Raw genomic sequence first — 25375 nt, 5'->3', positions numbered from 1 at the left:
ATTCATCACCATGTCAGTGATCAATATATCCAACGATATTTAGATGAATTTCATTTTCGATTTAATAGAAGGGTATATCGGAAAACAATTTTCAAAAAATTATTGGCACGGATGGTTTCTTCAATTCATGTCACCCAAAAACAGCTTTGTGATTGGGCGACGTAAGTTTATATACCTAAATTTTAAAATTAAAGCAGCTCTACTAGTCTATAACTTTGGAATGAAAATGAAGACAATGAAATGAAAACACTTTTTGCACATGACTCTCATGTGTGCTAACTATTCATTGCCGATTAAAACCGCTAAAAAAGAAAATGAAGAAACGAATACAACTAATCAGTTTTGTATCTGTATTGCTATTACTTACAATTTTCAGCGCTCAAGCTCAAGATAAAACTATATCAGGTACTGTAAAAGACGAAACAAATGAACCCCTGCCGGGTGTAAATGTAATTATTAAAGGAACTACTATTGGTACAACTACTGATTTCGAAGGTCAATTCAGTATAAATGTGCCTAGTGAAAACGAAACACTTCTTGTTACTTATATCGGCTATTTCGATCAAGAAATAACGATTGGCAACAAAACCAAATTCGACATACAATTAAAAGTTGATGCCGAACAACTGGAAGAAGTTGTAGTAGTTGGTTATGGTCAAATGGAGAAAAAAGACGTAACAGGTGCGATGTCTTCCATCAAATCTGAAGACTTCAATCAAGGGGTTATGGCTTCTCCTGATCAGCTGATTCAAGGTAAAATTGCCGGTGTGCAAATGACCCCATCTTCGGGTGAACCTGGCGCAGGCGTGAATATCAGAGTCAGAGGTGGTACATCACTTACGGCTTCCAATGAGCCTTTGTATGTGATTGATGGTTTCCCAATTGACAATACGGCTTCTGATCCGGGTACTGCAGGTGTATATGCCGAATCAGCGTCTAAAAACCCGTTAGCTAGTATCAACCCCAATGATATTGCTTCTTTTGATGTCTTAAAAGATGCTTCTGCTACCGCGATTTATGGAGCCAGAGGTGCTAACGGTGTGATCATCATCACTACTAAAAAAGGAAAAGAGGGAAAAGCAAAAGTAGATTACGATGCATATTTTGGTGTTTCTCAATTGGCTAAAAAACTAGGCGTACTGTCTGCTGATGAATATAGAGCCGCTACTGCTGCTGAGGGTACTTCTCCTCTAGATCTTGGGGCTAATACCGATTGGCAAGAAGTCATGACTAGAGATGCCATCACTCAAAATCACAATATTGGGGTTTCAGGAGGAAGCTCTGATACGCAATATAGAGTTTCGATTAACTACCTTAATCAAGAAGGTATTATGATCAACTCTGGTATGGAAAGAATTGGCGGTAGAATGAATATCACACAGAAATTAAGCAATAAGGTAAAACTTGGTGCGAATATGATGGGGTCATTCACTAAAAACAACAACCTTCCGTATGGTGTGGGTGGTGCACTTGATGGAGGTGTAATTAACAATATGCTTCGTATGTCTCCACTTTTACCTTCAGATTATTCATCCTCTAATCAACTTGAGAAAAACCCTTATATCATGGCCAATTCGGTACGTGATTTTACAAACACTCAACGTATTTTGGGTAATGTTTTTGTTGAGGCTGAATTTATTGAAGGCTTAACAGGTAAACTTAACTTAGGTGGCGATATCACTTCTGCAAAAAGAACAGCTTACCTTCCTGGCAGTATTGAATGGGTTGGTAAAGGAAATGGATCTGCAGATGTCAGAAACAATAATCTTCATAATATACTTCTTGAAGGTACTTTTAACTACACCAAACAATTTGGTGATTTCAAATTGAATGCTTTAGCAGGTTATACTTACCAAGAGTTTGGAAAAGAACATAACTACACGAATGCTACTGGTTTTGACATTGATGAAACAGCAGAACACAATCTTAACGCTGCAAGTGGTGAGATCTTGGTTGAATCAAATAAAGAATCAAGCAAATTAATCTCATGGATTGGTAGAGCCAACATGAGCTTTAAAGATAAGTATGTTGTTACCGCTACAGTTCGTGCGGATGGATCATCTCGTTTTGGAGCGAACAACAAATGGGGTGTATTCCCTTCTTTCTCTGCAGCTTGGAGAATTACAGAAGAAGATTTCTTAAAATCTAGTGAAGTTTTAACCAACTTGAAATTAAGAGCTGGATGGGGTATTACTGGTTCTCAAGAAATTGGCAACTACCGTTCGCTTCCTACGCTTTCAGGTGATAAACAGTTCAGTGCAGTTGGTATTGGCTCAGGTGTAACGTACAACAACTACGCTAATCCAGATTTAAAATGGGAAGAAACCACTCAATTGAACTTTGGTTTTGATTTTGAGTTCTTCAGAGGTGTTGTATTTGGCACATTGGATTTCTATCAAAAAAACACAAGCAACTTACTGTTAGAATTACAAGCGGCTCAACCTGCTCCTTTTGATAAGTACCTCGAAAACGTGGGTGAGTTGACAAACCAAGGTGTAGAGATCTCATTGAATACATTAAACTTTGCCAAAAATGACTTTTCATGGGAGACTGGATTTGTAGCAGCATATAACCAAAATGAGGTAAAAAACATCGGAAATTACAATGAAATCTTAACAGGTGCCGTTGGTGGCCGTGGTCAAACAGGTCAATTCTCTCAAGTCATCAAACCTGGTTTACCCTATGGTACTTTCTACGGACCGCGTTATTTAGGCCTTGATGAAAATGGCAACTCCATTCAGTCAGAGGAGAAAGAAGTATTGGGTCAGGCTATTCCAAAATGGACATTTGGCTTGAACAACACATTGAGATATAAGAAATGGGATTTCAATTTCTTCCTTAATGCCGCAACAGGTCATCAAGTATTCAATAATACGGCACAGGAATTCTCTAACACAAATGACTTATACAGTAAAAACAGTACTTATAACGTAATGAAAGTTGCTGTTGAAGATGGTATGCGTTCGACTGAATTTAATTCAAGATTTATTGAAGACGCTACGTTTATTCGCCTTTCTAATATGACTTTAGGATATACGTTTGGAATGGACAAGGTAAAATTTGTGAGCAACCTAAGAGTGTATGTTTCTGGTCAAAACCTTTTCGTAATCACTGATTACTCAGGGTATGATCCAGAAGTAAATGCTCCTGCAGGTGGTGGCCAAGTTCCTCCAGTGGGAATTGACTATAACAACTACCCTGCTGCTAGAACATTTATCGGTGGTTTATCTGTCGGCTTCTAAATTATCCCATTCCCAAAAAGATGAAAGAAATTATTATGCTAAGAAATAAATTGATGATCGCACTTGCTGCAGGTGCATTAATATCTTCGACTTCATGTACTAATCTTGATGAAAAACTTTACAGTTCTGTAACAGATGAGTACTTCCAAAATCCTGAAAACTTACCATCGGCTATTGCTCCGGTATATGCTTCACTTCGTACATTCTATCATCACGAAAATGCTTGGGGATTCTCTCAAGTAACTTCAGATGAGACTTTAGTCCCAACTAGAGGTGGTGACTGGTATGATGGCGGTAAATGGTTACAATTAAATGCTCATACCTGGAATGAAAACCACCCTCACTTAAAAGTGCTTTGGGAATCACCATATACAGGTATTGCAAGAGCAAATGTACTTTTAGAAACTCTAGAAGAATATGAACAAACGGAAGAAGTAGTAAACACTTCCAATGAGGTTAGATTCCTTCGTGCATTCTATTACTTTAATTTAATGGATATGTTTGGTAACGTTCCATTAGTATTAGCAAGTAAGCACGATGGAGATACTCCAGCCAGTACTCGCCCTGAATTGACAAAATTTATTGTGGAGGAGCTTGAAGCAATCAAAGACGGCCTTCCGGAACAACCTAAATATGGCCGAGTTGGAAAAGGAGCTGCTTATGCTTTATTAGTGAAAATTTATATCAATGCAGGTGTCTATTTTCAAGATGGAACAAAAGTGGTTGAGCCTACTACTGAACAGTTGGATAAAGTGATCAACTACAGTAAAGTAATTGAAGGAATGGGATACGCTGTTTACCCAGACTATCTTGAAACTTTCAAATTGGCAAATGAAGGAAATAATACCGATTATATTTTCACGATTACATACGCGGCAGATGATCCACTAGGAAACCATGGCAACAGCTGGGGAGTCCACTATGACACTTACAAAGTAAAAGGAGTAGAATGGAATGTCCCTTCAAAATGGAATGGTTTCTCAATTATGACAGACCGTTATCAAACGTTTGATGCTTCAGATAATCGTATCAATCAATTTTATACTGAGTTTGAAAAAGAAGATGGAACAATTGTTCAACACGAACAAGAACTACCTTTATTTGACGCCAATAAGACTCAAGGTGTTCGATTAATGAAATGGGAGCCAGATCCAGGTGCTGAAGGCGTGACTTGGGGCGGATGGTCAGGAAATGACTTCCCTATTATCCGTTATGCTGATGTATTGCTAATGCATGCTGAAGCTTTAGCACGAAAAGGAATGAATGGTGAGGCCTTAGCACAAATCAATAAATTGAGAACAGAAGGAAACCGTTTTGAATCAGGATCTCCTATCGCAGATGCTAGTGCTCACTTCTCTCAACTTCAAAGCGAAGGAAAAGTGGAGAATCTTCTTGACTTTGTTTTAATGGAAAGAGGATGGGAATTATGCTGGGAAGGTGTAAGACGTCAGGATTTGATTCGTCATGGTAAATATTTAGATGCATGGCAAAACAAACAGATGGAAAATGATCCTGATGCATTTGAAGAAAGAACGGACGATTCGGGTGAAACGTATTTATTTTGGCTACCGAGTAAAGGAAAAGCTAGTGATGGTGCTCACCGTTACTTGTTCCCAATACCTCCTGCACAAATAGATGCCAACCCTAATTTAAACCAGAATGATGGCTATTAAATGTAACCTTAAGATAGATTAATAGTGTAATTTTACAAAGTAGGCACAGGCTTCGGTTTGTGTCTACAATTTCAACAATGACCTAAACCAGAAAGTACAAGGACGGGTACTTTAATAATAAATAGACGAATAGAAAGTAATTCATTTCGGTATCAGGACAAAGGAAAAGAGCTTTTTAATGAAGAATTAAGTTTGAAAAAAATGATTCGTATGATGTTTCATAAACCAGAACAGTATACCCCATTTAGAGCAAATGAATTCTTAAGTACAAAGTCAAAAATAGATTATAGATAATTTTGAATTTGTACGTAACTAAAATACTTTTTTTCATAAGCTTAATACCAGAATACTCACGAAAATTGCTATTCAGAGACCGCTTTGGAGCTTCCAGAGTGGTCTCTTTTTATTTACGGTGAAGGTAAAAATCGTCAAAATTAATGATGCAAAAGGGACCATAACTAATTTCTGAAAATGAACTTTTTTCAGTATACTCCCTTGTATAAAAAGTACCTGATTGTTCTCCGTAAAAGTAACTTGGGGTATAATTATAGCAATCATTGTTTTCTTGTACATTCATTGAAACACTAAAATCATCAGAAAGGACTACAGTATAATTTATCGCACCATTGCTTCCAATACTCCAACTCCCCTCAAGGCAAGACCCATAAAAATGATAACGATTATCGTTAGACTCATTTTTCCAGGTATAGCTAAACATTTCACCATTTTCTTTTAAAATAAATTGAGTGACCCTGCTACCCCATTGTGTGGTTTCTGTTTTGACATAATATTTTGTGGAACTTCCTCCTCCAGAAGAAGAGCCTCCATTATCGTCTTTGTATTGGTATTGACGTTTAGGTTCAATCTCTTTAGATCCGCAGGATATTATGGTTAGCAGTAATATTGACAAGAAGAATAAGTTAATTAATGATTTCATTTGTTGAAATTTTTGAGCCAAGTAATTCGTTTTTGTACACAATGCTAAATTTATATAGAATTCTTGGATTACAAAACTGTTTCTCCTTCCATAAAAGCCTTAATATACTTTGCCAACTCTTCTCCTTTTTCTTCTTGAAGGAAATGTCCAGCATTATGAATCATTACCCTTGTCTGAACTTCATCAGGAATCAGCTTATAAAAAAACTTCTCCATACCCCCCAAAACCTGATCCTTATCAGAAAACATCACCAATGCTGGCTTATTCCATTTTGAAAGTACTTCCCTTGCTCTTGTCATCTCAAAAACCCCATCATCTGTCGGTTTTGAAGGCACTAAAGAAGGGAAAATACTTGCTCCCGCTTTTGATGCTTTATTAGGAAAAGGCAAACGATAAGCCTCCAAAGTTGCTTTATCAAGTTTTGAAAAGGTGCCTTTCTGTATAATCTCATGAATTGGCAATGAAGGATGGTATTTAGCATACAACTGCCATAATCTGAAAAATAGAGTAAGCTTCTTTCCTTTAGGAAGAAAAGTATTCATAATCACTACTCTTTTAAACTTTTCTGGAAACTCTCCCAATACACTTAAGCCCAGCAACCCTCCCCAATCCTGTACAATCAATGTAATATCTTCCAGTTCTAATGAACTTATAAAGTGCTTCAAAGATTCATAATGCAATTCAAAACTGTAATCTTTTTTAGAAATCAGCTTATCGGACTTACCAAAACCAATCAAATCAGGTGCTATAAAACGATAACCTGACAAAACAGGAATGAAGTTTCTGTAGAGGTAACTCCAAGAAGGTTCACCATGCAGTGCTAGAATTGTCTCCCCCTCTCCTTCATCTATATAATGCATCTTTATACCATTATACTCCTTAAAACGAGGTGTAAAAGGATATTCTGTCAATTTAGAGAAAGAAGATAAGTCAGCAGATTGAAGTTTCATTTCAGTAAGAGATATTATTTAATTGAGTAATTAAGTACTAGGACAAAATAGATAGATTTTTAACCATCACACAAAAAAAATAGAATTAAAGCACTTTTTTTTCTAATTGGTTATCATTGAAATTTACAAGTCTAGATTTTGAATTTCAGATCATTAAATAAGAGATTTAATTTTATGCAACCGATTTAGTAAGCGAAATACATGTTGAATAATTACAAGACAAATAAATGATAACAATACCTATAACACTTTACATATGTAGATATAATACAATTTATAATATTTTAAGTTTCAGAGTGGTAATACGTCAATATTTGTAAAAAAGATAAAACTATTGTAAAATTGCATATATGAAAATGAAATAAATACAACTTAACCCCTCAAAACAATGTACATATAGAGTGATTGTAATTTTACATTATTTAACAATACTTAATTCAAGTGTTCGTCAAATCAGAATGAATTAGAAAACTTACACACACCTCTTAGATAAATACTATTAGGTGAATAAAAATATATGGCGGGTCTATTGAGTAGAAAATTTGTCTATAGTTCTATTCAGCTTCAGAGGGGCACACCTCCTCTGAAGTTCCCTATTTCTCCTTAGCTTATTTATGGTATTAAGGTCTAAAATTTTCTCAAAACAGTTACGTCAAAAGATAACATATAAGTACTTATTAATTAGAATAAGAAATTGAAAGTATAATTACAGTTTGCTGTTAATTATCAGCACCTCTTGCAGGTGAAAGCTTTGTAGGTCAAAGCCACTAATTAATTTGGCTCATTTAATGAGCGCGGGGACACTCACCCGCCATACTTATAGACAAGCCTCCCAAGTACTAATCGTGCATGGGGGGTCTTGTCAAGATATTTTAAGTTTGCGATAGTAGTAAATACAACTTGTTCATTAAAAAAGGCTAATCTATGTTATAGAATAGCCTTTTTCGTTGATTCAAACTCGTTCATTAACCTTCACAAGAGATACACTCATCTCCTGTTACATTCATTTGAGTTCTTAATATACTTTCACTTCTTTGGTAGTAAAGTGTTTTCACTCCCAAAGCATGTGCTTCTAACATTACTTTATTGATTTCCTTCACAGGGGTTGTTGGAGGGAAATTCAAGTTCAAGCTTTGCGATTGGTCTAAGAAAGTTTGACGCAATGCCGCTTGTTTTACAATCTGCAACTGATTGATTTCTTTGAAGGTTAAGAATAATTCTTTTTCCTCATCAGTAAGGCCTCCGATGTTTTGAACTGAACCGCCGTCTGCAAGAATTTGCTTCCAAACTTCAGGTGTATTCAATCCTTTTTCATCCAATAAAGCCTCAAGGTTTTTATTCTTACGTGAGAAAGTACCTTTTGCAGAATCCATCACATAGTAGTTACTTGCTATTGGCTCAATACCTGTACTGTAACCACCTGCAATTAACGCATTGGAAGTTGTAGGTGCAACTGTCAGTAAAGTTGTATTTCTTCTGCCTGTATCCATCATTACTTTTGGCTCACCATAAGCAGAAGCCAATTTTTCAGATGCTCTGATCGACTGCTCTTTGATCTGCTTGAAGATGATTCTTGTCCATGAGTCAGCGGCAATACCGGCAAAAGGAATTTTCTTTTTCTGTAAGAAACTATGCCATCCTAAAACGCCTAAGCCTAATGCTCTGTGGTTTTTCGCAAAGTTCACGGCTCTTTCCATATGAGGAATTCCTTTGGCTTTTGCAATGAACTCTTCCATCACAGCATCAAGGAAGAAAATAGCTGTTTCTACTAAATCAGTATCTTTCCACTCATCATATCTCACCAAGTTTAGTGAAGACAGACAGCATACAAATGATTCTTCTTCATTAGAAGGCAACATAATTTCTGAACAAAGGTTGGAAGCTTTAATTTCCATACCCTGATCTTTGTACCATCTAGGACGCTGATTATTAGCGTTGTCTTTATATAAAATGTAAGGGATGCCCTTTTCAATTCTCGATTTGATCACTTTTGCCCAAACCTCTCTGCTGCGTTGATCTCCTTCTTTTACTTTTTGAATAAAATTGTCAGAAACTGAAACGCCCATAAAAATATTCTGAATTGACTTTCCAACATCTTTGATTGTCAAGAACTCATCAATATCTCCATGTTCTACATCAAGATAAGCGGCTAACATACCTCTTCTTGTGTTTCCTTGGTTAGTGCCGTTGATCACAGAATCAAACATTTCCAAGAAAGGATAAACACCGTTACTAGTACCGTTATTCGTAATTTCAGAACCTCTAGGTCTTACATCCGACACATTGATAGACGTACCCCCACCAATTTTAGACATCATCATCACCTCACCCAAAGTGCTGCCAATACCGGCAATGCTATCAGGCACATAACTACCAAAACAACTGATAGGCAAACCTCTTTCTGTACCCATATTTGACCATACAGGTGATGCCGGACACAAGTAATTGTTCCATATAGCATCAAAGAATCTTTTCTCAAAATCTGGCCTTTTCAAACGTGAAGCCGCTGCTTTTGCAATTCTTGTAACAGCATCACGAACGTTTTCACCTTCTAAAAGGTAACCGCTTTTTAGGGTTTGAAGTCCTTCATCAGTCATCCATTTTGGGTGTGAATCCAACTGTGAAGTCTCGATAGTCATGTTAATATCAGACATAAAAATATTTAGAACTGAGGGTGGTAATATATAATAGAATTGAGTGTGCAAAAAGACGGGTAAGGTCCTTTTGCACAAAATATGATCTTTCTCTCTGTCAGATTAGAATAAATCGTCTGCAGTAACAGATTGTGATTTTTTCGTATACTCAGTTGGTCTTACGGCGAAAAAGTCGTCATGTGCATGACCAAATACTTCCTCGTCAAACCACTGCATCTTTTTAAGCGTTTCTTGATCTACTTCAAAAATTGGCTTCAAACCAATTTCGTGCAAGCTTCTGTTCAAACGGTCTCTCATAAAGTGAATCAAGTGCTCTAATGGCAAGAACGATAATTCTTCTTTTTCAAAGATTCCATTCAACAAGCGTACTTCTACATCATGAGATATTTTTGCTGCCTCATAAATACGCTCTTGCAGTTCAGGAGTGTTTAATTCTGGATACTCAGAAATTAAAGTATTGTATAACCACATCCCTGCACGGGCATGAGAGTTTTCATCCTTTGCACTCCATTTGATGATGTTTCCAATCCCTTTTAGTTGGTTTTTGAACTTTTTAAAGGATAAAAGAATAGCAAACTGAGAGAATAGATTTACATTTTCTGTAAAGCATGAGAAAATAGCAATACTCTGCAACAAGTCTGACGGAGAAGGCTTTCCTTTTTCGTCTACAGCCACTTTCGAAAGCATTTCCAATCTCTCCATAGCTGTTTCATCTTCTAGGAACTCTTCAAAGTTATCCAAGTCCAACAACTCATTCAAACGTGCATAGGCAGAGGCATGTCTTGCTTCATTTTCAGCAAAAGTGATGGCCATCGCTGCAATTTCAGGCTTTGGAATAAACTGACCGACCACACCCCAGAAATCGTCTTGTACGTTCGTTTCTGTTTGTGCAAACGTCTTAAGGATATTACCAATAACCTCACGCTCGTTATCTGTAAGATTTGTTTTAAACTGTTGAATATCAGCATCAAAATTTACCTCTGAATGAATCCAGAAAGTTTGATGGATGGCATCTATAAAATCCTGAGCCTGAGGATATTCAAAAGGTTTGTAAGCTACACGTTTATCTAGTAAGCTCATTTTCTATTTACTTTTCTTAGTACAACACACAAGTGAAAAAACACTTCAATTTAAAGGCACTCTAAAAATTTAGAGTAAGTGATTTCCTACACAAAAAAACAAGCGTTTTATTTTTTAGATGATAGGATTTTGCTCCTTTTTTAACCCGAAAAAGCAATACGAGCACATAAAGGCAGGTCTTCTGACTTGTAGTATTTCAATGCCTCAACCTTCCCTTTATCATCTTTCAAAGTGGTTAAAAATAAAGCATTTTCTGTCTACTTACAGCTGCGGGTACAGTACAGGAATTACACCTGTTTCCCTTTTCACTCAAAGCTTTTTAACGCCACTTTGAGCACCTTTATTCTAGCAAATTAATGGTGTTTTATGCAGTATTGCAAACTTTTTAAAGGTTCTTTTTCTTAAAAAAATTCTACATTTTTTTCTTGAAATCTTCAATTTAAAGCGCTATATAAATTGACAAGTAAATGAAATTTTTATTGTACTTTTTCAAGATCAAGAAAAAGCCCCATTTACGTATACAACTTTGTAACACTAGCGCTCATTTGTAGAAAAACATCAATTTTTATAAAGGTAAATTTTCCAAAATGGGAGCTAAATAATAAACTATAGTTAAATACGAATTGTTTTATCGCTCCACAAAAAATATTGTAATTGGAATTACATAAAAAAAGACACAAAGCGTATGAAATACACTATTGTATCTTTTTTACAATTATTAAATAGGTATTGATTTTCTCAAAAAATATTCATTTACGAATGGAGAATAAATCTTCTCAACGCTTTTTCTAAAATGCCTCGCCGAAAGTAAGGTACAAACCTGAACTTCCATCCGGTCCAACTCCGTAATCTGCTCTTAAGGTTGCTCGGTCATCTTTGTTGATCAACAATCGGAGCCCTGCCCCTCCAGCAAATTTAAATTGATCAAAAAGAAATGCATTCCAATTCGGTGCTACTTGTGCTGTGGAAAAAAATGCGGTGGCTCCGAGTCTCCAAAAAAGGTGCTGTCTTACTTCTCCCTGAAATGCCATCATATGATGATCTCTGAACCTTCCTTCATACACTCCTCTCATCATCATCAAACCGCCCATCAATGACATTTCCCTAAAAGGCACTTCTCTGTAGGTTTGATTGACAACTCCCTGAAAAGCCAGCACCGTATTGTAAGGTTTCTTCTTGTTCAATGAAAAGTACTTTCTCATGTCCAGCTTGTAGGCGTTGAAATGATAATCACTGCCTAGCCAACTGCCGTAGCTTTCTGCTCTGAATTCAATAAAGTGACCTTTTGTTGGTGCTAATACAAAATCTCTCTTATCCCATTTATAAACCAACCCCAAGCCTGAGTTGATACCCCCTTTATATCCCGGTATTTCTTCCAAGCTACCCGTTCCATCAGCTCTTTCTTCCACGCTGATATCCCAGAAATTGACCAACCTGTATTGCACACCTAAAAACATTTTATCGGTCAGCTTCTTTAGCAATTGCTGTCTTAACTCTACTTTTGACCAATCCATCAGCTGTTCATTTTCATTGGGTGTGTTATTGCCAATACCGTAATATTTTTCGGGGTATTTAGAATATTCCAACAAACCTTCCAGCACCCAGTCTTCATGATTGGTAAATAAAGTATGCTCCAACTTGAAACGCATCTGATTTTCTAATGTATAAAAACCAATAAAATACAAATTGGAAGGTCGGGTATCAAAAGTGGCATTGGTTGTTTTAAATTGATACACACCTACAGCTCCAAACTCCCAACTTGTTTCTTGTGCATAAGCAGGGTAAGGGAAAGCTGTAAATTGACGTCTATATAAGGTATCAACCTCTGACTGAGCAAAAATAAAATTTGAAAGTACAAATAAACAGAAAAAGGTAGATGCTATTCTTAAAGGCATAATAAAAAAATCAATAGTTTAAATTTTTGACTATGTTCAGTCTTTTCAAATGTAATAAAAATAATTGAGGTGTGTTTTTGTAATAATTTTTCAATCTAAGTACAAAGTCAAAAATAAATCATAGTTAATTCTAATTTATTTTTTGGGAGTACAACGCTAAAAAACGTATTAATAGTGGTTCTATTAAAAGTTTTTTGAAGGAAGTAATCGCAAAACAATAAATTGAATTAGTGTTAGATAATTTTGAATTTGTACTTATTGTGAGCAATTATGAAACAATAGTTTCTTCAAAAACTTAGAAAGCCTCTCCGTAGGTAAGGTAAAGCCCTGAGTTCCCATCTGGGCCAAAACCATAATCAGCTCTTAATGATGCTTTATCATCTTTATTAAAAGCTAACCTAAACCCACCACCCCCAGCAACTTTTATTAGATTAAAATCAAAACCATCTTGATTATTGTATACATTCGAAGTAGAAACAAAGCCTGTCATACCAATCCTCCAGAATAAATGCTGTCTTACTTCAGCTTGGAAAGTCAACATATTATTATCTCGATATCTACCTTCATAAATTCCTCTCATCATATACATACCTCCCATTAATGACATTTCCCTAAAAGGAACATCACCATTTGTGGTCTGTAAAGCACATTGCAAGGCCAAGACTGTTTTACCTTCCTTTTCCTTTGTAAGGTCCATGTATTTTCTTGCATCTAAATAAAAACGATTAAAGCTATACTCCGATCCCATCCAAGATTGATTAGTTTCAAACCTTGCTTCTATATAATGTCCACTCGTAGGAGCAATTACATAATCTCTACTATCCCACTTATACACAAGACCTATCCCTGAAACTTTCCCTCCATAAAAACCTGGAATTTCTGAAGTATCTGTCTCCATTCCATCAGATCTTTCAGAAATATCTATATTCCAATAGTCAACATACCTATATTGAAGCCCCAAAAACATGTGATTTGATACTTTCTTTAATAATTGTTGCCTGAAATCTAATTTCGTGTAATTGATTACCTGCTCATTACTCTTAGGTGTGTCTCCACCGATACCATAATACATTTCAGGAAAAATTGCATATTCCCATGCTCCTTCGAGTAGCCAATTCTCTTTATTTGTGAAAATATTATTAGTTATTCTTACTCTAATTTGATCCTCAAGTGTATAATAACCATATAGTGTCAGGTTTGAAGATCTGGTCTGAAATGTGGCCTCAGGCACTTTGAATTGATAGATTCCTGTTACGCCAAATTTCAATTTTGTTTCCTGTGTATAGCCGATAAAAGGATAACCTATAATTTTTTCTTTATAAAGTGTATCAAGCTCATTTGATAATGAACCATTTTCTTGGGCAAAGACATTAACTATTGCTAATAGGCAAATTGCAATAGTAGATATATAGTGATTATAACACATCATGCTAGTTTAATAAAATCAATTGGAAGTTGGCCTCAAAATTAAGAAAAAAATATTTATTTCGATTAAGCAGTGCTCAAAAACAAAGAGACTATTCAGATCGGTGATTTTTATCAACAGTCAGATGATATTTCGGTAAAATAGTAATTTTTTAACTGAAAGTAACTTAAACTTGAAGCTTCGTTATAATAACAAACTAATCTATTCATTTTTAAAAGCACTAAGACGAAATTATTTTAAACTAATACCAATGATTGACTAACTAATTTTAGCTTAGTACTTCAACTCTAATTTCTTAAATAAATGAAAAAATTATTCCTCATCATTTTTCTAATTCTCTCATTATCGAGCTGTAAACTGATTAAGTTTAAACGTCTGATGAAAAATGGTGATTTAATCGCTTCCTCAGATAAAATTACGATCCCTTTTGAAAAGCGAATGGGACTCATAGTAATTCAAGTAGAAATTAATGGCAAAAAGTATGATTTTATAGTTGACACAGGAGCAACAAACGTAATCAGCCCTGATATGGCTAAGGAATTACAATTAAAAAAGAAAGGGAAAGTATCGGTAACAGATTCACAAAGCAACAAACAAACTGCTTATTTCTTTGAAATACCGGAACTCTTTATTCAGAACTTTTCTTTTCAAAACACCACCTGTATTGCTTTAGACATTTATGACGAAAAATTAAATTTCAACTGTTTAGGAGTCGATGGTATTATTGGTGCCAACTTAATGAAAGAAGGAATTTGGCAGATTGATTATCAGAAAAAAGAAATTACTATCTATAAAAACAACACTTTAGTTGACCTGAATGGTTATGATTCTATCAACTTTAAGAGTAACATTCAATTCCACCCTACTTTGACGATTGACATACATGGGGCAACTTCAAAACTAAAAGTTGACACAGGCAGTAATGGATGCCTCCGTTTAAGTAATAGATATAAGAACATAATTTTTGAAAAAGACAGTCTAGAGTTGGTCAACTCACAATATGGAAGCATCACTTCTGGTATTTTCGGGAAAGGTAAAAATGAAACAAAGGAATTTTATCAGGCAGACTCTGTACTATTAGGGAATTATCTGTGCCAGGATTTCATTATCGGTTTTCAAGACGAAGGATCTCATCTCCTCGGAAATCAATTCTTTGCAAACTTCAATCTTATAATTGATTGGCAAAAATCGATGCTGTACATTAATAAAGTTGATCAAATTGTTCTTCACTCCGACAAAAGGTTTCCCGTATCTATAGACAGAAAAGAAGATTTAAAAACCTATTACATCAGAAGTATTTATACAAAACACCAAGAGCAAAATGATATGATTGCGGTAGGTGATACAGTAATAAGTATTAATAATGTACTTACAAGTGATTTCACTCAAGATAACTATTGTGAATTCATACAAGCACTTGAGAATAGTGAGCAGTTAAATTTTGAATTTATTCATAATAACGATACTTTAAGTCACACTATTTTTAGTGAAGAACAATATCAGTAGTCTTTTATGAATTTTATTGCAATAGATTTTGAGACAGCCAATGCAAAAAGAACAAGTGCTTGCTCAATTGGTTTAGTGGTGGTTGAGAATTATGAGATCGTAGATTCTCAGCACCACCTCATTCAACCTCTGCCCAATTATTATAATGCTATGAATATTAATATCCATGGCATTACTCCAGAAATGACCGACAGTGCTCCCACTTTTGACCTCCGCTGGAAAGAGTTGAATGAGTTGCTTACAAAGTATCCTCTTCTAGCCCATAATGCCGCTTTTGACTTTACTGTGTTAAGAGATACACTGACGGCCTATCATCAACCCCTGCCTGATATTGATTTTTATTGTTCGTTGATTCTTTCAAGAAAAGCCCTGCCTCAACTTGGCGGTTACGGGCTGAGTGCACTTTCTGAACATTTTAATATAAAACTCGATCATCATAACGCTGAAAGTGATGCTAAAGCGGCGGCGATTATTGCTTTAAAAATGTTGGAAATTCATAAAACTGAATCCTTAGAGACACTTACTGAAAAAATGGGAAGCAAACGCGGTTTTATGAAAAGCGATGGATCATTCCAAAACTTCGGTAATGGCAGGCCTGTCAAAAAACGCAAATCTTATCAATTTCAACCTGCAAAAAATCCCAATCCTAACCATCGATTTTATAATAAACACGTGGTTTTCACAGGCAAACTACAGGATATGAATAGAAAAGAAGCCATGCAAAAAGTGGTTTCTGCTGGAGGTAAAGTCCACCCCGATGTCATTACTCCTCAAACTGACTTTTTAGTAATTGGACAGCAGGATTACAAAAAATATGGTGACGGCTTTAGATCCGCTAAAATGAAAATAGCCGAACAATATAAAGCACTAGGCTATCCATTATTTATCATGGGTGAAAATGAATTTATACTTTCAGTGGAATAAGTATGTTTTTAAGTACCAAGTCAAAAATAAATCATAGTTAATTCTGAATTTGTACTTATAACAAAAGATCACCTGATTTTAAAGGCACTCTTTCACCACCTTCAATTAAATATGCTTTTTTATGTCGGTAATAGATCGCAGATTCAGGTAAGGTGGCATGTGTCTCTTCTATACTTTTCAATACATAGATTTTATTAAAAAGGGTAAATTGAATGGGAGCCTCATTTAAATCAAAGAAGAAATTTTGTACTAGTCCAGTTCCTTCGAGTTTAAAGATACATCTATAATACATTGACAAGTGGGTATGTTGTAGTTCAGTGATACAGTGCGAAACAACGTTAAAGAATGAAAATCCTCGACCAAACGTTTCACACACTAAATGTAGTTTAAAATATTTATATAAATTTACTTTTTAATACAATAATTCACGCAATGTCACCAAAAGTAAGACAATTCATACCATTTCTGATTTTAATTTCCCTACTCACATCTTGCCTTTCTTCCGCCCCTAAGGAGAAAAAACTGAAAGTGGCTACTTCTGCCAATATGCAGTTTGTGATGAAAGATATCATCAAGGCATTTGAAAAAGATACTGACATTGCATGTGAAATGATTGTAGGCTCATCCGGCAAGCTTTCTGCCCAAATTATTAATGGAGCACCCTATGATGTCTTTGTTTCAGCAGATTTATTTTATCCTCAAGCCCTTAAAAATGAAAAGCTCAATGCTTCTGATGTAATTCAATATACTGAAGGAAAATTGGTGGTGTGGAGCAAGGCAAAACCATATCAAGTGGATGGTTTGGGAGACACACTGATTTCTAGCATTGCTATTGCCAATCCTAAAACGGCTCCTTATGGAAAAGCTGCACAGGAAGTTATTCAAACCTTATATGGTGATCAGATCAAAACAAAATTAGTATATGGAGAAAGTATCTCTCAAGTCAGCCAATTTATTTTAGCTGATCAAGTAGACGCCGGTTTTAATTCTATTTTTGTGGTCAATGCCCCTTCAAATCAAAAACTAGGTTTCTGGTCAGAAGTACCCAGTAATCTATACCAGCCCATAGCACAAGGAATGATCAGTATAAAAGGAGGTCAGGAAAATAAGGCACAGCAATTACTTGATTTTATTATGAGCGACAAAGGACAAGAAATCATCAATAAATATTATCATTAAGAACTATATCACTGCATCTTCAGACAAGATGAATGGCATTTTTAAATAAAAAAATTAGTCCATGTTATGGTTTGTAAGAACTTTGCTATACACTTTCCTCACCAACCACAACATGGACTTTCTAAATTATTATAGAGCTTCAAGCTCTGATTTAAGGCTAAAATAAATTGAACCCTTGGTCTTTTAAAAACCAATACCCTGCCCTTAATCCTATCATTGACGTAAGCAGCGTAAAATCAGTAAATGAAATTTTAAAACCCATCAGTTTCAGTACTACCATACTTAAAAGAATCGCTCCTCCATATAGCATTTCCTTCTTGAGTTTTCTCATATTTTCAGAAGAAATAACCGATTTTATATTCTCTATCACCTCTTCCACTATATCGCTATCATAACCTTCTGAGAGAAGTTGGGTTCTAGTTGCTTTCGCTGTTTTTTTATTAGTAATCATCATTTTAGTGGCAATTAACTGCACCTTGCCTCTATCCTGATGTGCTTCGCTAGAATAAGTCATTTTTTAAAATTACGTTTAAATAAATTAGTTTAACCGCTACTATTTAAAGTCTGCTTTTGCGTGCTAAACTGTCTTGATTGAAAAATAGTATTAAAGTACATTGCAAGCCATACTGACTTGAATTTACATCGATCCTGAGTTTACATATGTAAGCAAGATCTTTATTAGAGTAAAAGAATTACAGCCTAAATAAGCCTTTAAGAAATTGAATACCGCCAAATAAAATTGCTCCCCAAAATATAAAACCAATATCCGCCACAGTAGCTATTATACCACCGACACACCATAGGGCGCCATAAAGCATATCATCTTTGGATTTTTTACTTTTCAGCTCCTCTATCTGCTGCTTGATATTATCTACGAGAGCAGAAGCTAGTTCTTCTTCCATTCCCTGATCAATAAGTATTGCTTTTGTTTCACTTGGGCTTTTCTTTTCGTTGATGATCAAGTTTGCTGCATACTCATAAATTTGGCCTAGTGCTTCTTCCTGTTCGCTTGTCGTTGGACTTTTCATGTTAAAATTTAAGTTGCTTTTGAAGTATGTTATTCATCCTGATTTATTAGTACCTTTTCAGAACTGTAAATAGAACTACTATTGATTCGTTTTCGGTATTGTACTTTTTAAAAATAGAAATAATGTTTACCTATTTTGGCTTAGTACTTAGTTGACCAATTAAAATTAACCCTCAAAGTATAAAATCCAATAAAAACCGTTGTAATTCTTAAAAGAAAATAAAAAGAAGAAATTATTTCTACCCTTTACTTCCTCTTTTCCTTTCTTGTTTCCTTATCTTTGATGAGTTTTTTATATACCTATGATAGACTGGACACCATTTATATTGACATTGAAACTAGCATTGCTTACTACAATTATATTGTTTTGCATTGCCATACCGCTTGGGTATTATCTGTCAAAAAAGAAAAATATTTTCACCATATTTCTTGAAACTCTTTTCGGGCTTCCACTCGTCTTGCCTCCTACTGTATTGGGCTTTTATATTCTCATCACACTTGGCAAAAACAGTTTCATAGGTAATTTCCTTTTAGAGCATTTCAACATTCAATTGGTCTTTTCCTTCAGCGGATTATTAATCGGTTCCATTATTTATAGTTTCCCATTTATGATTCAGCCACTGCAGGCAGGATTTTCAACCATTCCAGAAGACCTGATTCATGCTGCACGTTTGATGGGTAAAAAAGAGCTTACAATCCTATTTAAGGTGGTACTGCCCAATATGAAAAGTGCCATTCTAAGTGGTTTAATCCTTACTTTTGCACATACTATCGGCGAATTTGGAGTCGTATTAATGATAGGTGGCAACATCCCTGAAAAAACCAAAGTAGCCTCAATTGCCATATATGATTATGTGGAGAGTATGCAATACGAAAGTGCTCATCAATATGCCTTTATATTGCTTTGTTTTTCATTCACTATATTATTCCTTCTGTATTTTTTCAACCGTAAAAACAATTTCAACCTCAAGTGATCAGCATCAATTTACATAAAAGAATCGGCGGAAATAAAACGGAAAGTCACTTTCAGCTTTCCTTCCAATCGGAGGATATAATTGGTATTACGGGTCCTTCGGGAAAAGGAAAAACAACTTTTTTGAAAGTAATTGCCGGGCTTGTCCACTGTGAAAAAGGAGAAATCAATTTTCATGATGCTGTTTGGCTGGATCAGTCTTCCAACATTTTTTTACCACCTCAAAAAAGAAATGTTGGTTTTATATTTCAGGATTACGCCTTGTTTCCCAATATGACAGTGATTCAAAATATTTTATTTGCTAAAACGGATGCTTTTGGGGAGAAAGAACTAAACAAACTGATTGAATGTTTTGAGATCAAGCCTTTATTAAATCAAAAAGTCAATACTTTATCAGGTGGACAAAAACAACGAGTAGCCATAAGCAGAGCATTAGTACAGCTTCCTAACATTTTACTAATGGACGAGCCATTCTCAGCATTAGATTTCAGAGTGAAACAAAAGGTCATTGACTACATCAAAGTGTATCATCAGACATTTAAAATTCCTTTATTAATCAACACTCATCAGATCCATGAACTTTCTGTTCTTACGGATAAAATATATGAACTGAATGCTGAAAAACTAGAGGTATTAGAATCTAAAAAAACGGCCCATCATACGGGTAATGTCATAAGAATTGACCGTCAAAATCAGCTGATGGAAGTTATGGTAAACAATGTACATTATACTTTGCCTTTAAAGCATAATATCGAGGAAGGTGACAGTATACAACTGTCTATTGAATAAATACTCAGCCAAAATAATTGATAATTTTGTCTTGGTACTTAAAGGTAACAAACCATAATTTATTAAGAATTTTGAGGTAAAAGTTAATTACGTTTGCTTTATTTATTTAATTGGTTTTTCATAAAGCTATTTCAAACACTTAATCGCTTATGGTTTATTACTTTTTTGAATTACAAATTTAACTAAACCGCAATATTCACTTCGCTTGACTCTTCTTCATGGAATCGTTCTAGTTGATACTTTACAAAGAGTTCTTCAATATCTTCTTCCTGAATTGGATTAAAAGACATGAATAAGGGGCGTCTAGTTAGATTTGAGCCTGATAAAATCATTACAGGATGACCTGCTTTCAATAATTTTACTTTGTTAGAATTTAATGTGATACCTAAATCTCTTTTAAGAATAGATCGCTTATTAAGCTTTGCTATTAAAGAATAATTTAAGGCATCATACACATACATTATGGTCATAACATTATAGTTTGATAAAGAGTGCTGTATTTATAGTCGCTTTAAATGTAGGCGTAAAAAATAATAATTGCAAATTTTTAGACCTATGCAAATTTTTTCGTATTATTTTTCATTAAAATTTGTCATTCATTTTTTAGTAATTGGTTTTTTATTCATGGATTTAAGATTAACTTTAATTGAAAAATTTAAAACACATTAATCTAAAAACTTCATGAAAGTTACCTTTTTAGGCCACGCCTCATTACTGATAGAAACAGCAGGAAAGAAACTGATTGTTGACCCTTTTATTTCTCCTAATGATCTAGCGAAAGACATCAATATTGATGAATTGGAAGCGGATTACATCTTGATTACTCACGGTCATCAAGATCATGTTGTAGATGTTGAAGCCATCGCTAAAAGAACAGGCGCAACTATTATTTCCAACTTTGAGATCGTTTCGTATTATGGAGAAAAAGGACTGAACGGACACCCAATGAATCACGGAGGTAAATTCACCTTTGATTTTGGTACTCTAAAATATGTCAATGCAATTCACTCTAGTGTATTACCTGACGGTACTTATGCGGGCAATCCAGGTGGTTTTGTACTCATGAATAAAGAAGGAAAGATCTACATTGCCGGAGATACTGCATTAACGATGGACATGAAGTTGATCCCTGCTACATGCGGTGATCTTGATCTTGCTATTTTACCAATTGGCGACAACTTCACTATGGGTTATGAAGATGCTAAAATTGCGGCACAATATTTAGAGTGTAACACAATAATGGGATATCATTATGACACTTTCCCTCCTATCAAAATTGATAAAGCGGCTGCAACTCGTTATTTCAAACAATCTGAGAAATCTTTACTTCTCCCTGACATTGGTGAAACATTGGATGTGGATAGTATATAGGAATTAAGAATGAGGAATTAAGAATGAAGATGTGGTGATTGAAATGGTGCTGACATCATTTTGATTGTATGTTATAATACTATCTTTTTCTTAATTCTTTATTTTTTAAAACCACCATTCAGACTTCAGACCTAAATAATGCCCCAAATTACCTGAGTTTCCTGCTTCGTAATATTGCGACAAACCAAAACTTCTAACTATATCATTATATAAGGCTAGAGAATAAACTAAACGAATATGAGGCCTTGCCATCAACGTCCTTTCTCCTGAAGGCACATAAACGGGTGCTACTGTAAACTTATTCATCTGCCCTAAACCGGGGTCAAAACCTGTAAATCCTTGAGAGTATTCTTTGAAATCACGCATTTGATAATTGTATTCCAGCATCAATTGTAATTTATCAGACAAATAAATCATAGGACGGAAACCTACAGATAAATCCCATTTTTCATTGGGCCTATTATCCGCTATGAAAACAGGTGAAGTTGCCCCAATCGCATACCGAAAAACTGCATAACCCATAAGACCCCACTTTTTATTGATATCATACACAAAGTTTTCTGTAATATTGATACCATAAGCACCGTCATACTTTCCTCTGACATTGGGATTGCCAAAATTGATAAAAGATCGGGAAGACCATCCATCATCACCAGGACCGTTGGCTATTCTTGCTCCAACACGGAGGGATGCATTATTGGTAAACTTATCTTTTTGATATAAATGCATCACCCCTAACAGCCAACCATAGTCACTCACTTCCCTCACTATAAATTGAGGCTCGGTCAATGAATCTTTTCCTGTAAAGTGGTATTCTCCCATAAAATTGAGGGTATGATTGGGATTCAAATGCCAGCGGTGCTGAAGAGAAATCACGTGTTTCTGCCTTCCGTCATCATAATTAGAATCTCCATAAGGGTTGCCAGGCTGATCTTGATTGACTAGTGCTTTAATCAGCGATATAGTTGTTGTGCCGATTGTCAATCCAAAACCCTGCCCTGTCAGATTGTTAAACTGCCAATAATCGGCCATATCAATATTTTTATCTCTGTAATATTTACTCCCTACCCAAAGATGAATAGGAATGTTATAAAGCGTATCAGTGATATCCAAAAACATCTCCACAAAATTGGTTTTAGTATCGTTGGCGATAAAAGTATTATTTCCCGAAAACGATTGTGTAGTAAGCTGGAATTTGATTTTCGGTGCATCATCTTTCATCTGCAACAGTTTATGAATGTTGGAAATGCCCGTCAATTCTATATAATCATTCTCTTCCAACCTCCCTCCTAATGCACCTTGATTAGAAAGGTTTAACCTCGCTCCCACTTTATCTTCATCCAAGGAGGAAGAAATGCCCACTCTACCATAAGTATGAAATTCAAAGGTTTTTTGAGCTGAAGAATAAGAAGCTGAAAGTAAAAAATAGACGAAAAGAAAGGTGATTTTTTTCAACATAAATACAATGAGAGATAATGATAACAATAAGAGAAGCTCTTCAGTGAAAAGCTTCTCTTATAAAGATAAGTACAAATTCAAAATTATCTAATACTAATTCTATTTATTGTTTTGCGATTACTTCCTTCAAAAAACTTTCAATAGAACCACTATTAATACGTTTTTTAGCGTTGTACTCACAAAAAATAAATTAGAATTAACTATGATCTATTTTTGACTTTGTACTTAGTTTTAAAAATCAAATATTAGTACTCCTCATGTAATTATGTACTAGAACGATAACCTCATTATTGTTAATCTATATTATAAGCAGTTGTATATTTAAGGAAGAAAATCCAATTTCCCTCAATTATAAATGTTCAACTGCATAAAAAAATTTCTTCCTTATAAAGCGAGTGACTGCGATGGTGGATTTTCTGAATTTTTGATGCTTTCAAAAACAGAATGTAATTGTTTCATTGCATCTTCAAACTCAATTCCCTCTCCTTGGTCGTTGATAAATGAGACTTTTTTGGTTTCCAATAATTCCAAACGATAAACGGGATCAAGGGCGATAAAATCTTTTACATCAAGTAGATTGTATCCTTTCTCAGAGATTTTGATAGATACATATCTCACTTTCATTTCTTCTTCCACATCATAATATTCCTCAGGCATAGAACGCCCCATCAACATTCCTTTTATCTCCTGCTCCGGACTTACTCTTAAACCATAGAACATTTTAATTAATTTGAACATCACTATGGATAAAATGACAGTGAACGTGACACATACTTCTATACCTATCATTTGTATAAGTAACTGCTCCCAACGTGGTAAAACTAACAACTCTTGCTTGCCGAAAAGAGCTACACATAATGTTCCGAAGATGCCACCAAAACCATGTACAGGAATTGCACCAACAGGATCGTCTAGCTTAAATACTTTAAGAATTAAATCATAGCCTACATTATGAATCACTCCTGATAATAATCCTATAATTAAAGAGGAAAGAGGAGAAACTACATTACAGCATGCTGTGATAGCAACTAAACCAGTCAATGCACCACCCATCATTTTCTCAATTAAATCACCTCTATCTTGGAAAAAGTAGCAATAGAAAAAGGCTGAAAAACAAGCTGATGCACCTGCAATATTGGTATTGAGAATAATTTCGAAAACATCAGCGGTGAAAGTAAGTGTACTTCCTCCATTGAAGCCCCACCATCCTATCCAAAGCAACATTACTCCCAAAATACTGTAGGAATAATCGGAAGCTTTCATACTCTTGGGTTTTCCTTCATGATCAAAGCGACCTATTCTTGGCCCTACCATAATCATTCCTACGATCCCCACACAAGCCCCCAATGTATGCACCACTGTTGACCCTGCAAAATCCATAAAACCCATATTGGCCAACCAAGCCATATTGTTATTGTAAAAGAGATTTCCCCAGGCCCAGTGACCGAATAATGGATAGATAATAACGGCTGTGACCAATGAACCTATAAAATAAGGCACAACACCCGTCCTTCCTGACATTGCCCCTGACACAATGGTCAGTGCAGTTCCTGCAAACACTAGCTGAAATAGAAAGAAGACGATACCTGGAATGGTCAAGTCTCCATTATGAAGATTTTGTCCCACAAATAAGTCAGGCTCAAAACCAATAATACCATATTTAGAGGTGCCAAACATAAAGCCAAAACCAACGAGGAAAAAGCCTAAAACACCTGCCACAAGATCCATCAGGTTTTTACTACCAACGCTTGAACGGTGTTCTTCTTGGACCAGACCTGTTTCTAAAGTTTTGAAACCTGCCTGCATTAGAAAGACTAAAATAGCACACAGTAATACCCAAAGTGTATCCGGAATATTAAATGCTTGGGTGCTGACGGTTTCCGAAGCCAGCAATGTTGTAGGTAAAAATAAAATGCTAATAGTAGTTACGGTGAAATATAACATAAGAGTAAATTTTGGTTGTCAGTTCGCTAGTAAATAAGAGCTCAATATAAACATCGCACATTTTATGTACTTCAAAATTAGTTCATTGGGATTGGATTTGTAAATTATTACTTAAAAAATATATCGAAACCTGCTAAAAAACAGAATATTAATACTGCTAAATACAGTAAACACAGAAATTTTAATACATATTATATTAGTATTATTACTTTTTATTCTTTCGTGAAATAAGAAAAGCTCTCACCCTCAAACTACTAATCATTTTTTTAAGATATTTGTGAAGTCCTGAAATAACGATACACTAAAACAATCGTTATTATGGAAAATAATAAAAGTCAATACGTTAA

20 protein-coding genes and 1 riboswitch are annotated in these 25375 nt (G+C 35.1%); of the genes, 8 read left to right on the top strand and 12 right to left on the bottom strand.

The features are described from left to right. Positions 1 to 314 precede the first annotated feature (314 nt). Entirely contained in the window at positions 315 to 3242 is a 2928-nt protein-coding gene (locus HHU12_RS28205; protein ID WP_169660084.1) for a SusC/RagA family TonB-linked outer membrane protein, read from the top strand. Between the two features lie 20 nt (positions 3243 to 3262). Further along, positions 3263 to 4915, top strand: a complete 1653-nt coding sequence (locus tag HHU12_RS28200; RefSeq protein ID WP_169660083.1) for a RagB/SusD family nutrient uptake outer membrane protein — start codon at positions 3263 to 3265, stop codon at positions 4913 to 4915. Positions 4916 to 5318: 403 nt separating this feature from the next. Here the strand turns inward: HHU12_RS28200 and HHU12_RS28195 are convergent, their stop codons facing one another. From HHU12_RS28195 to HHU12_RS28170, 6 genes are all read right to left on the bottom strand, one after another. Further along, positions 5319 to 5852 carry a hypothetical protein gene (locus HHU12_RS28195; protein ID WP_169660082.1) on the bottom strand — a complete coding sequence of 178 codons (534 nt, stop codon included), beginning with the start codon at positions 5850 to 5852 and terminating at the stop codon, positions 5319 to 5321. A 68-nt stretch (positions 5853 to 5920) separates the two neighbouring features. After that, complete coding sequence (locus HHU12_RS28190; protein WP_169660081.1) at positions 5921 to 6802, bottom strand: haloalkane dehalogenase; 882 nt, start codon at positions 6800 to 6802, stop codon at positions 5921 to 5923. 965 nt (positions 6803 to 7767) lie between these two features. Beyond that, positions 7768 to 9456 (bottom strand): ribonucleoside-diphosphate reductase subunit alpha, encoded by a 1689-nt coding sequence (locus HHU12_RS28185; protein WP_205960009.1) that lies wholly within the window; start codon positions 9454 to 9456, stop codon positions 7768 to 7770. Positions 9457 to 9558: 102 nt separating this feature from the next. Beyond that, a complete protein-coding gene (locus HHU12_RS28180; protein ID WP_169660080.1) occupies positions 9559 to 10536 on the bottom strand; it encodes a ribonucleotide-diphosphate reductase subunit beta in 978 nt (325 codons plus the stop codon). Between the two features lie 154 nt (positions 10537 to 10690). After that, a riboswitch (cobalamin riboswitch) is annotated at positions 10691 to 10893 on the bottom strand. Between the two features lie 431 nt (positions 10894 to 11324). Continuing rightward, complete coding sequence (locus HHU12_RS28175) at positions 11325 to 12431, bottom strand: BamA/TamA family outer membrane protein (RefSeq protein WP_169660079.1); 1107 nt, start codon at positions 12429 to 12431, stop codon at positions 11325 to 11327. A 295-nt stretch (positions 12432 to 12726) separates the two neighbouring features. Beyond that, positions 12727 to 13860, bottom strand: coding sequence for a BamA/TamA family outer membrane protein (locus tag HHU12_RS28170; protein WP_169660078.1), 1134 nt, complete (start codon positions 13858 to 13860; stop codon positions 12727 to 12729). A gap of 300 nt (positions 13861 to 14160) precedes the next feature. Between HHU12_RS28170 and HHU12_RS28165 the strand changes: the two genes are divergently transcribed. Both HHU12_RS28165 and HHU12_RS28160 read left to right on the top strand, forming a co-directional pair. Beyond that, positions 14161 to 15363 (top strand): retropepsin-like aspartic protease, encoded by a 1203-nt coding sequence (locus tag HHU12_RS28165; RefSeq protein ID WP_169660077.1) that lies wholly within the window; start codon positions 14161 to 14163, stop codon positions 15361 to 15363. A 6-nt stretch (positions 15364 to 15369) separates the two neighbouring features. Continuing rightward, on the top strand, positions 15370 to 16287 hold the full coding sequence (locus tag HHU12_RS28160) for an exonuclease domain-containing protein (RefSeq protein ID WP_169660076.1): 918 nt from the start codon (positions 15370 to 15372) through the stop codon (positions 16285 to 16287). A 55-nt stretch (positions 16288 to 16342) separates the two neighbouring features. Here HHU12_RS28160 and HHU12_RS28155 read toward each other — a convergent pair whose 3' ends face one another. Beyond that, complete coding sequence (locus tag HHU12_RS28155; RefSeq protein ID WP_169660075.1) at positions 16343 to 16579, bottom strand: hypothetical protein; 237 nt, start codon at positions 16577 to 16579, stop codon at positions 16343 to 16345. A 140-nt stretch (positions 16580 to 16719) separates the two neighbouring features. On the opposite strand from HHU12_RS28155, the gene modA reads away from it, so the two are divergent. Next, positions 16720 to 17466: a molybdate ABC transporter substrate-binding protein gene (modA, locus tag HHU12_RS28150; RefSeq protein WP_169660074.1), complete on the top strand. Its 747-nt coding sequence runs from the start codon at positions 16720 to 16722 to the stop codon at positions 17464 to 17466. A gap of 157 nt (positions 17467 to 17623) precedes the next feature. On the opposite strand, the gene HHU12_RS28145 is transcribed toward modA, so the two are convergent. Then, entirely contained in the window at positions 17624 to 17980 is a 357-nt protein-coding gene (locus tag HHU12_RS28145; RefSeq protein WP_169660073.1) for a hypothetical protein, read from the bottom strand. A gap of 178 nt (positions 17981 to 18158) precedes the next feature. After that, entirely contained in the window at positions 18159 to 18494 is a 336-nt protein-coding gene (locus tag HHU12_RS28140) for a hypothetical protein (RefSeq protein WP_169660072.1), read from the bottom strand. A gap of 301 nt (positions 18495 to 18795) precedes the next feature. Here HHU12_RS28140 and modB point away from each other — a divergent pair, with 301 nt between their 5' ends. Both modB and HHU12_RS28130 read left to right on the top strand, forming a co-directional pair. Further along, the gene (gene modB, locus HHU12_RS28135) at positions 18796 to 19467 is read left to right on the top strand and encodes a molybdate ABC transporter permease subunit (protein ID WP_169660071.1); all 672 of its coding nucleotides are present in this window, start codon (positions 18796 to 18798) and stop codon (positions 19465 to 19467) included. Further along, complete coding sequence (locus tag HHU12_RS28130) at positions 19464 to 20255, top strand: ATP-binding cassette domain-containing protein (protein WP_169660070.1); 792 nt, start codon at positions 19464 to 19466, stop codon at positions 20253 to 20255. Before modB ends, HHU12_RS28130 begins: the two co-directional genes overlap by 4 nt. A 182-nt stretch (positions 20256 to 20437) precedes the next feature. On the opposite strand, the gene HHU12_RS28125 is transcribed toward HHU12_RS28130, so the two are convergent. After that, positions 20438 to 20725 carry a hypothetical protein gene (locus HHU12_RS28125; protein WP_169660069.1) on the bottom strand — a complete coding sequence of 96 codons (288 nt, stop codon included), beginning with the start codon at positions 20723 to 20725 and terminating at the stop codon, positions 20438 to 20440. Positions 20726 to 20936: 211 nt separating this feature from the next. Between HHU12_RS28125 and HHU12_RS28120 the strand changes: the two genes are divergently transcribed. Then, positions 20937 to 21626 carry a metal-dependent hydrolase gene (locus tag HHU12_RS28120; protein ID WP_169660068.1) on the top strand — a complete coding sequence of 230 codons (690 nt, stop codon included), beginning with the start codon at positions 20937 to 20939 and terminating at the stop codon, positions 21624 to 21626. A 105-nt stretch (positions 21627 to 21731) separates the two neighbouring features. Here HHU12_RS28120 and HHU12_RS28115 read toward each other — a convergent pair whose 3' ends face one another. Together HHU12_RS28115 and HHU12_RS28110 are read right to left on the bottom strand one after the other, a co-directional pair. Continuing rightward, the gene (locus tag HHU12_RS28115) at positions 21732 to 23084 is read right to left on the bottom strand and encodes a carbohydrate porin (RefSeq protein WP_169660067.1); all 1353 of its coding nucleotides are present in this window, start codon (positions 23082 to 23084) and stop codon (positions 21732 to 21734) included. 384 nt (positions 23085 to 23468) lie between these two features. Further along, a complete protein-coding gene (locus tag HHU12_RS28110) occupies positions 23469 to 25028 on the bottom strand; it encodes an ammonium transporter (protein WP_169660066.1) in 1560 nt (519 codons plus the stop codon). Positions 25029 to 25375 lie beyond the last annotated feature (347 nt).

Origin of the sequence: Flammeovirga aprica JL-4 (assembly GCF_012844305.1) — a bacterium.
GTDB lineage: Bacteria > Bacteroidota > Bacteroidia > Cytophagales > Flammeovirgaceae > Flammeovirga > Flammeovirga aprica.
Note: the sequence above shows the minus strand (reverse complement) of the source record. Positions and strands in the feature narration are given on the sequence as shown.

Coding starts and splice junctions, on each gene's coding strand:
- HHU12_RS28115 (WP_169660067.1), bottom strand. CDS start 23,084: ATGTTGAAAAAAATCACCTTTCTTTTCGTCTATTTTTTACTTTCAGCT.
- HHU12_RS28180 (WP_169660080.1), bottom strand. CDS start 10,536: ATGAGCTTACTAGATAAACGTGTAGCTTACAAACCTTTTGAATATCCT.
- HHU12_RS28175 (WP_169660079.1), bottom strand. CDS start 12,431: ATGCCTTTAAGAATAGCATCTACCTTTTTCTGTTTATTTGTACTTTCA.
- HHU12_RS28185 (WP_205960009.1), bottom strand. CDS start 9,456: ATGTCTGATATTAACATGACTATCGAGACTTCACAGTTGGATTCACAC.
- modA (WP_169660074.1), top strand. CDS start 16,720: ATGTCACCAAAAGTAAGACAATTCATACCATTTCTGATTTTAATTTCC.
- HHU12_RS28205 (WP_169660084.1), top strand. CDS start 315: ATGAAGAAACGAATACAACTAATCAGTTTTGTATCTGTATTGCTATTA.
- modB (WP_169660071.1), top strand. CDS start 18,796: ATGATAGACTGGACACCATTTATATTGACATTGAAACTAGCATTGCTT.
- HHU12_RS28165 (WP_169660077.1), top strand. CDS start 14,161: ATGAAAAAATTATTCCTCATCATTTTTCTAATTCTCTCATTATCGAGC.
- HHU12_RS28145 (WP_169660073.1), bottom strand. CDS start 17,980: ATGACTTATTCTAGCGAAGCACATCAGGATAGAGGCAAGGTGCAGTTA.
- HHU12_RS28120 (WP_169660068.1), top strand. CDS start 20,937: ATGAAAGTTACCTTTTTAGGCCACGCCTCATTACTGATAGAAACAGCA.
- HHU12_RS28155 (WP_169660075.1), bottom strand. CDS start 16,579: ATGTATTATAGATGTATCTTTAAACTCGAAGGAACTGGACTAGTACAA.
- HHU12_RS28195 (WP_169660082.1), bottom strand. CDS start 5,852: ATGAAATCATTAATTAACTTATTCTTCTTGTCAATATTACTGCTAACC.
- HHU12_RS28110 (WP_169660066.1), bottom strand. CDS start 25,028: ATGTTATATTTCACCGTAACTACTATTAGCATTTTATTTTTACCTACA.
- HHU12_RS28140 (WP_169660072.1), bottom strand. CDS start 18,494: ATGAAAAGTCCAACGACAAGCGAACAGGAAGAAGCACTAGGCCAAATT.
- HHU12_RS28190 (WP_169660081.1), bottom strand. CDS start 6,802: ATGAAACTTCAATCTGCTGACTTATCTTCTTTCTCTAAATTGACAGAA.
- HHU12_RS28200 (WP_169660083.1), top strand. CDS start 3,263: ATGAAAGAAATTATTATGCTAAGAAATAAATTGATGATCGCACTTGCT.
- HHU12_RS28125 (WP_169660069.1), bottom strand. CDS start 20,725: ATGACCATAATGTATGTGTATGATGCCTTAAATTATTCTTTAATAGCA.
- HHU12_RS28170 (WP_169660078.1), bottom strand. CDS start 13,860: ATGATGTGTTATAATCACTATATATCTACTATTGCAATTTGCCTATTA.
- HHU12_RS28160 (WP_169660076.1), top strand. CDS start 15,370: ATGAATTTTATTGCAATAGATTTTGAGACAGCCAATGCAAAAAGAACA.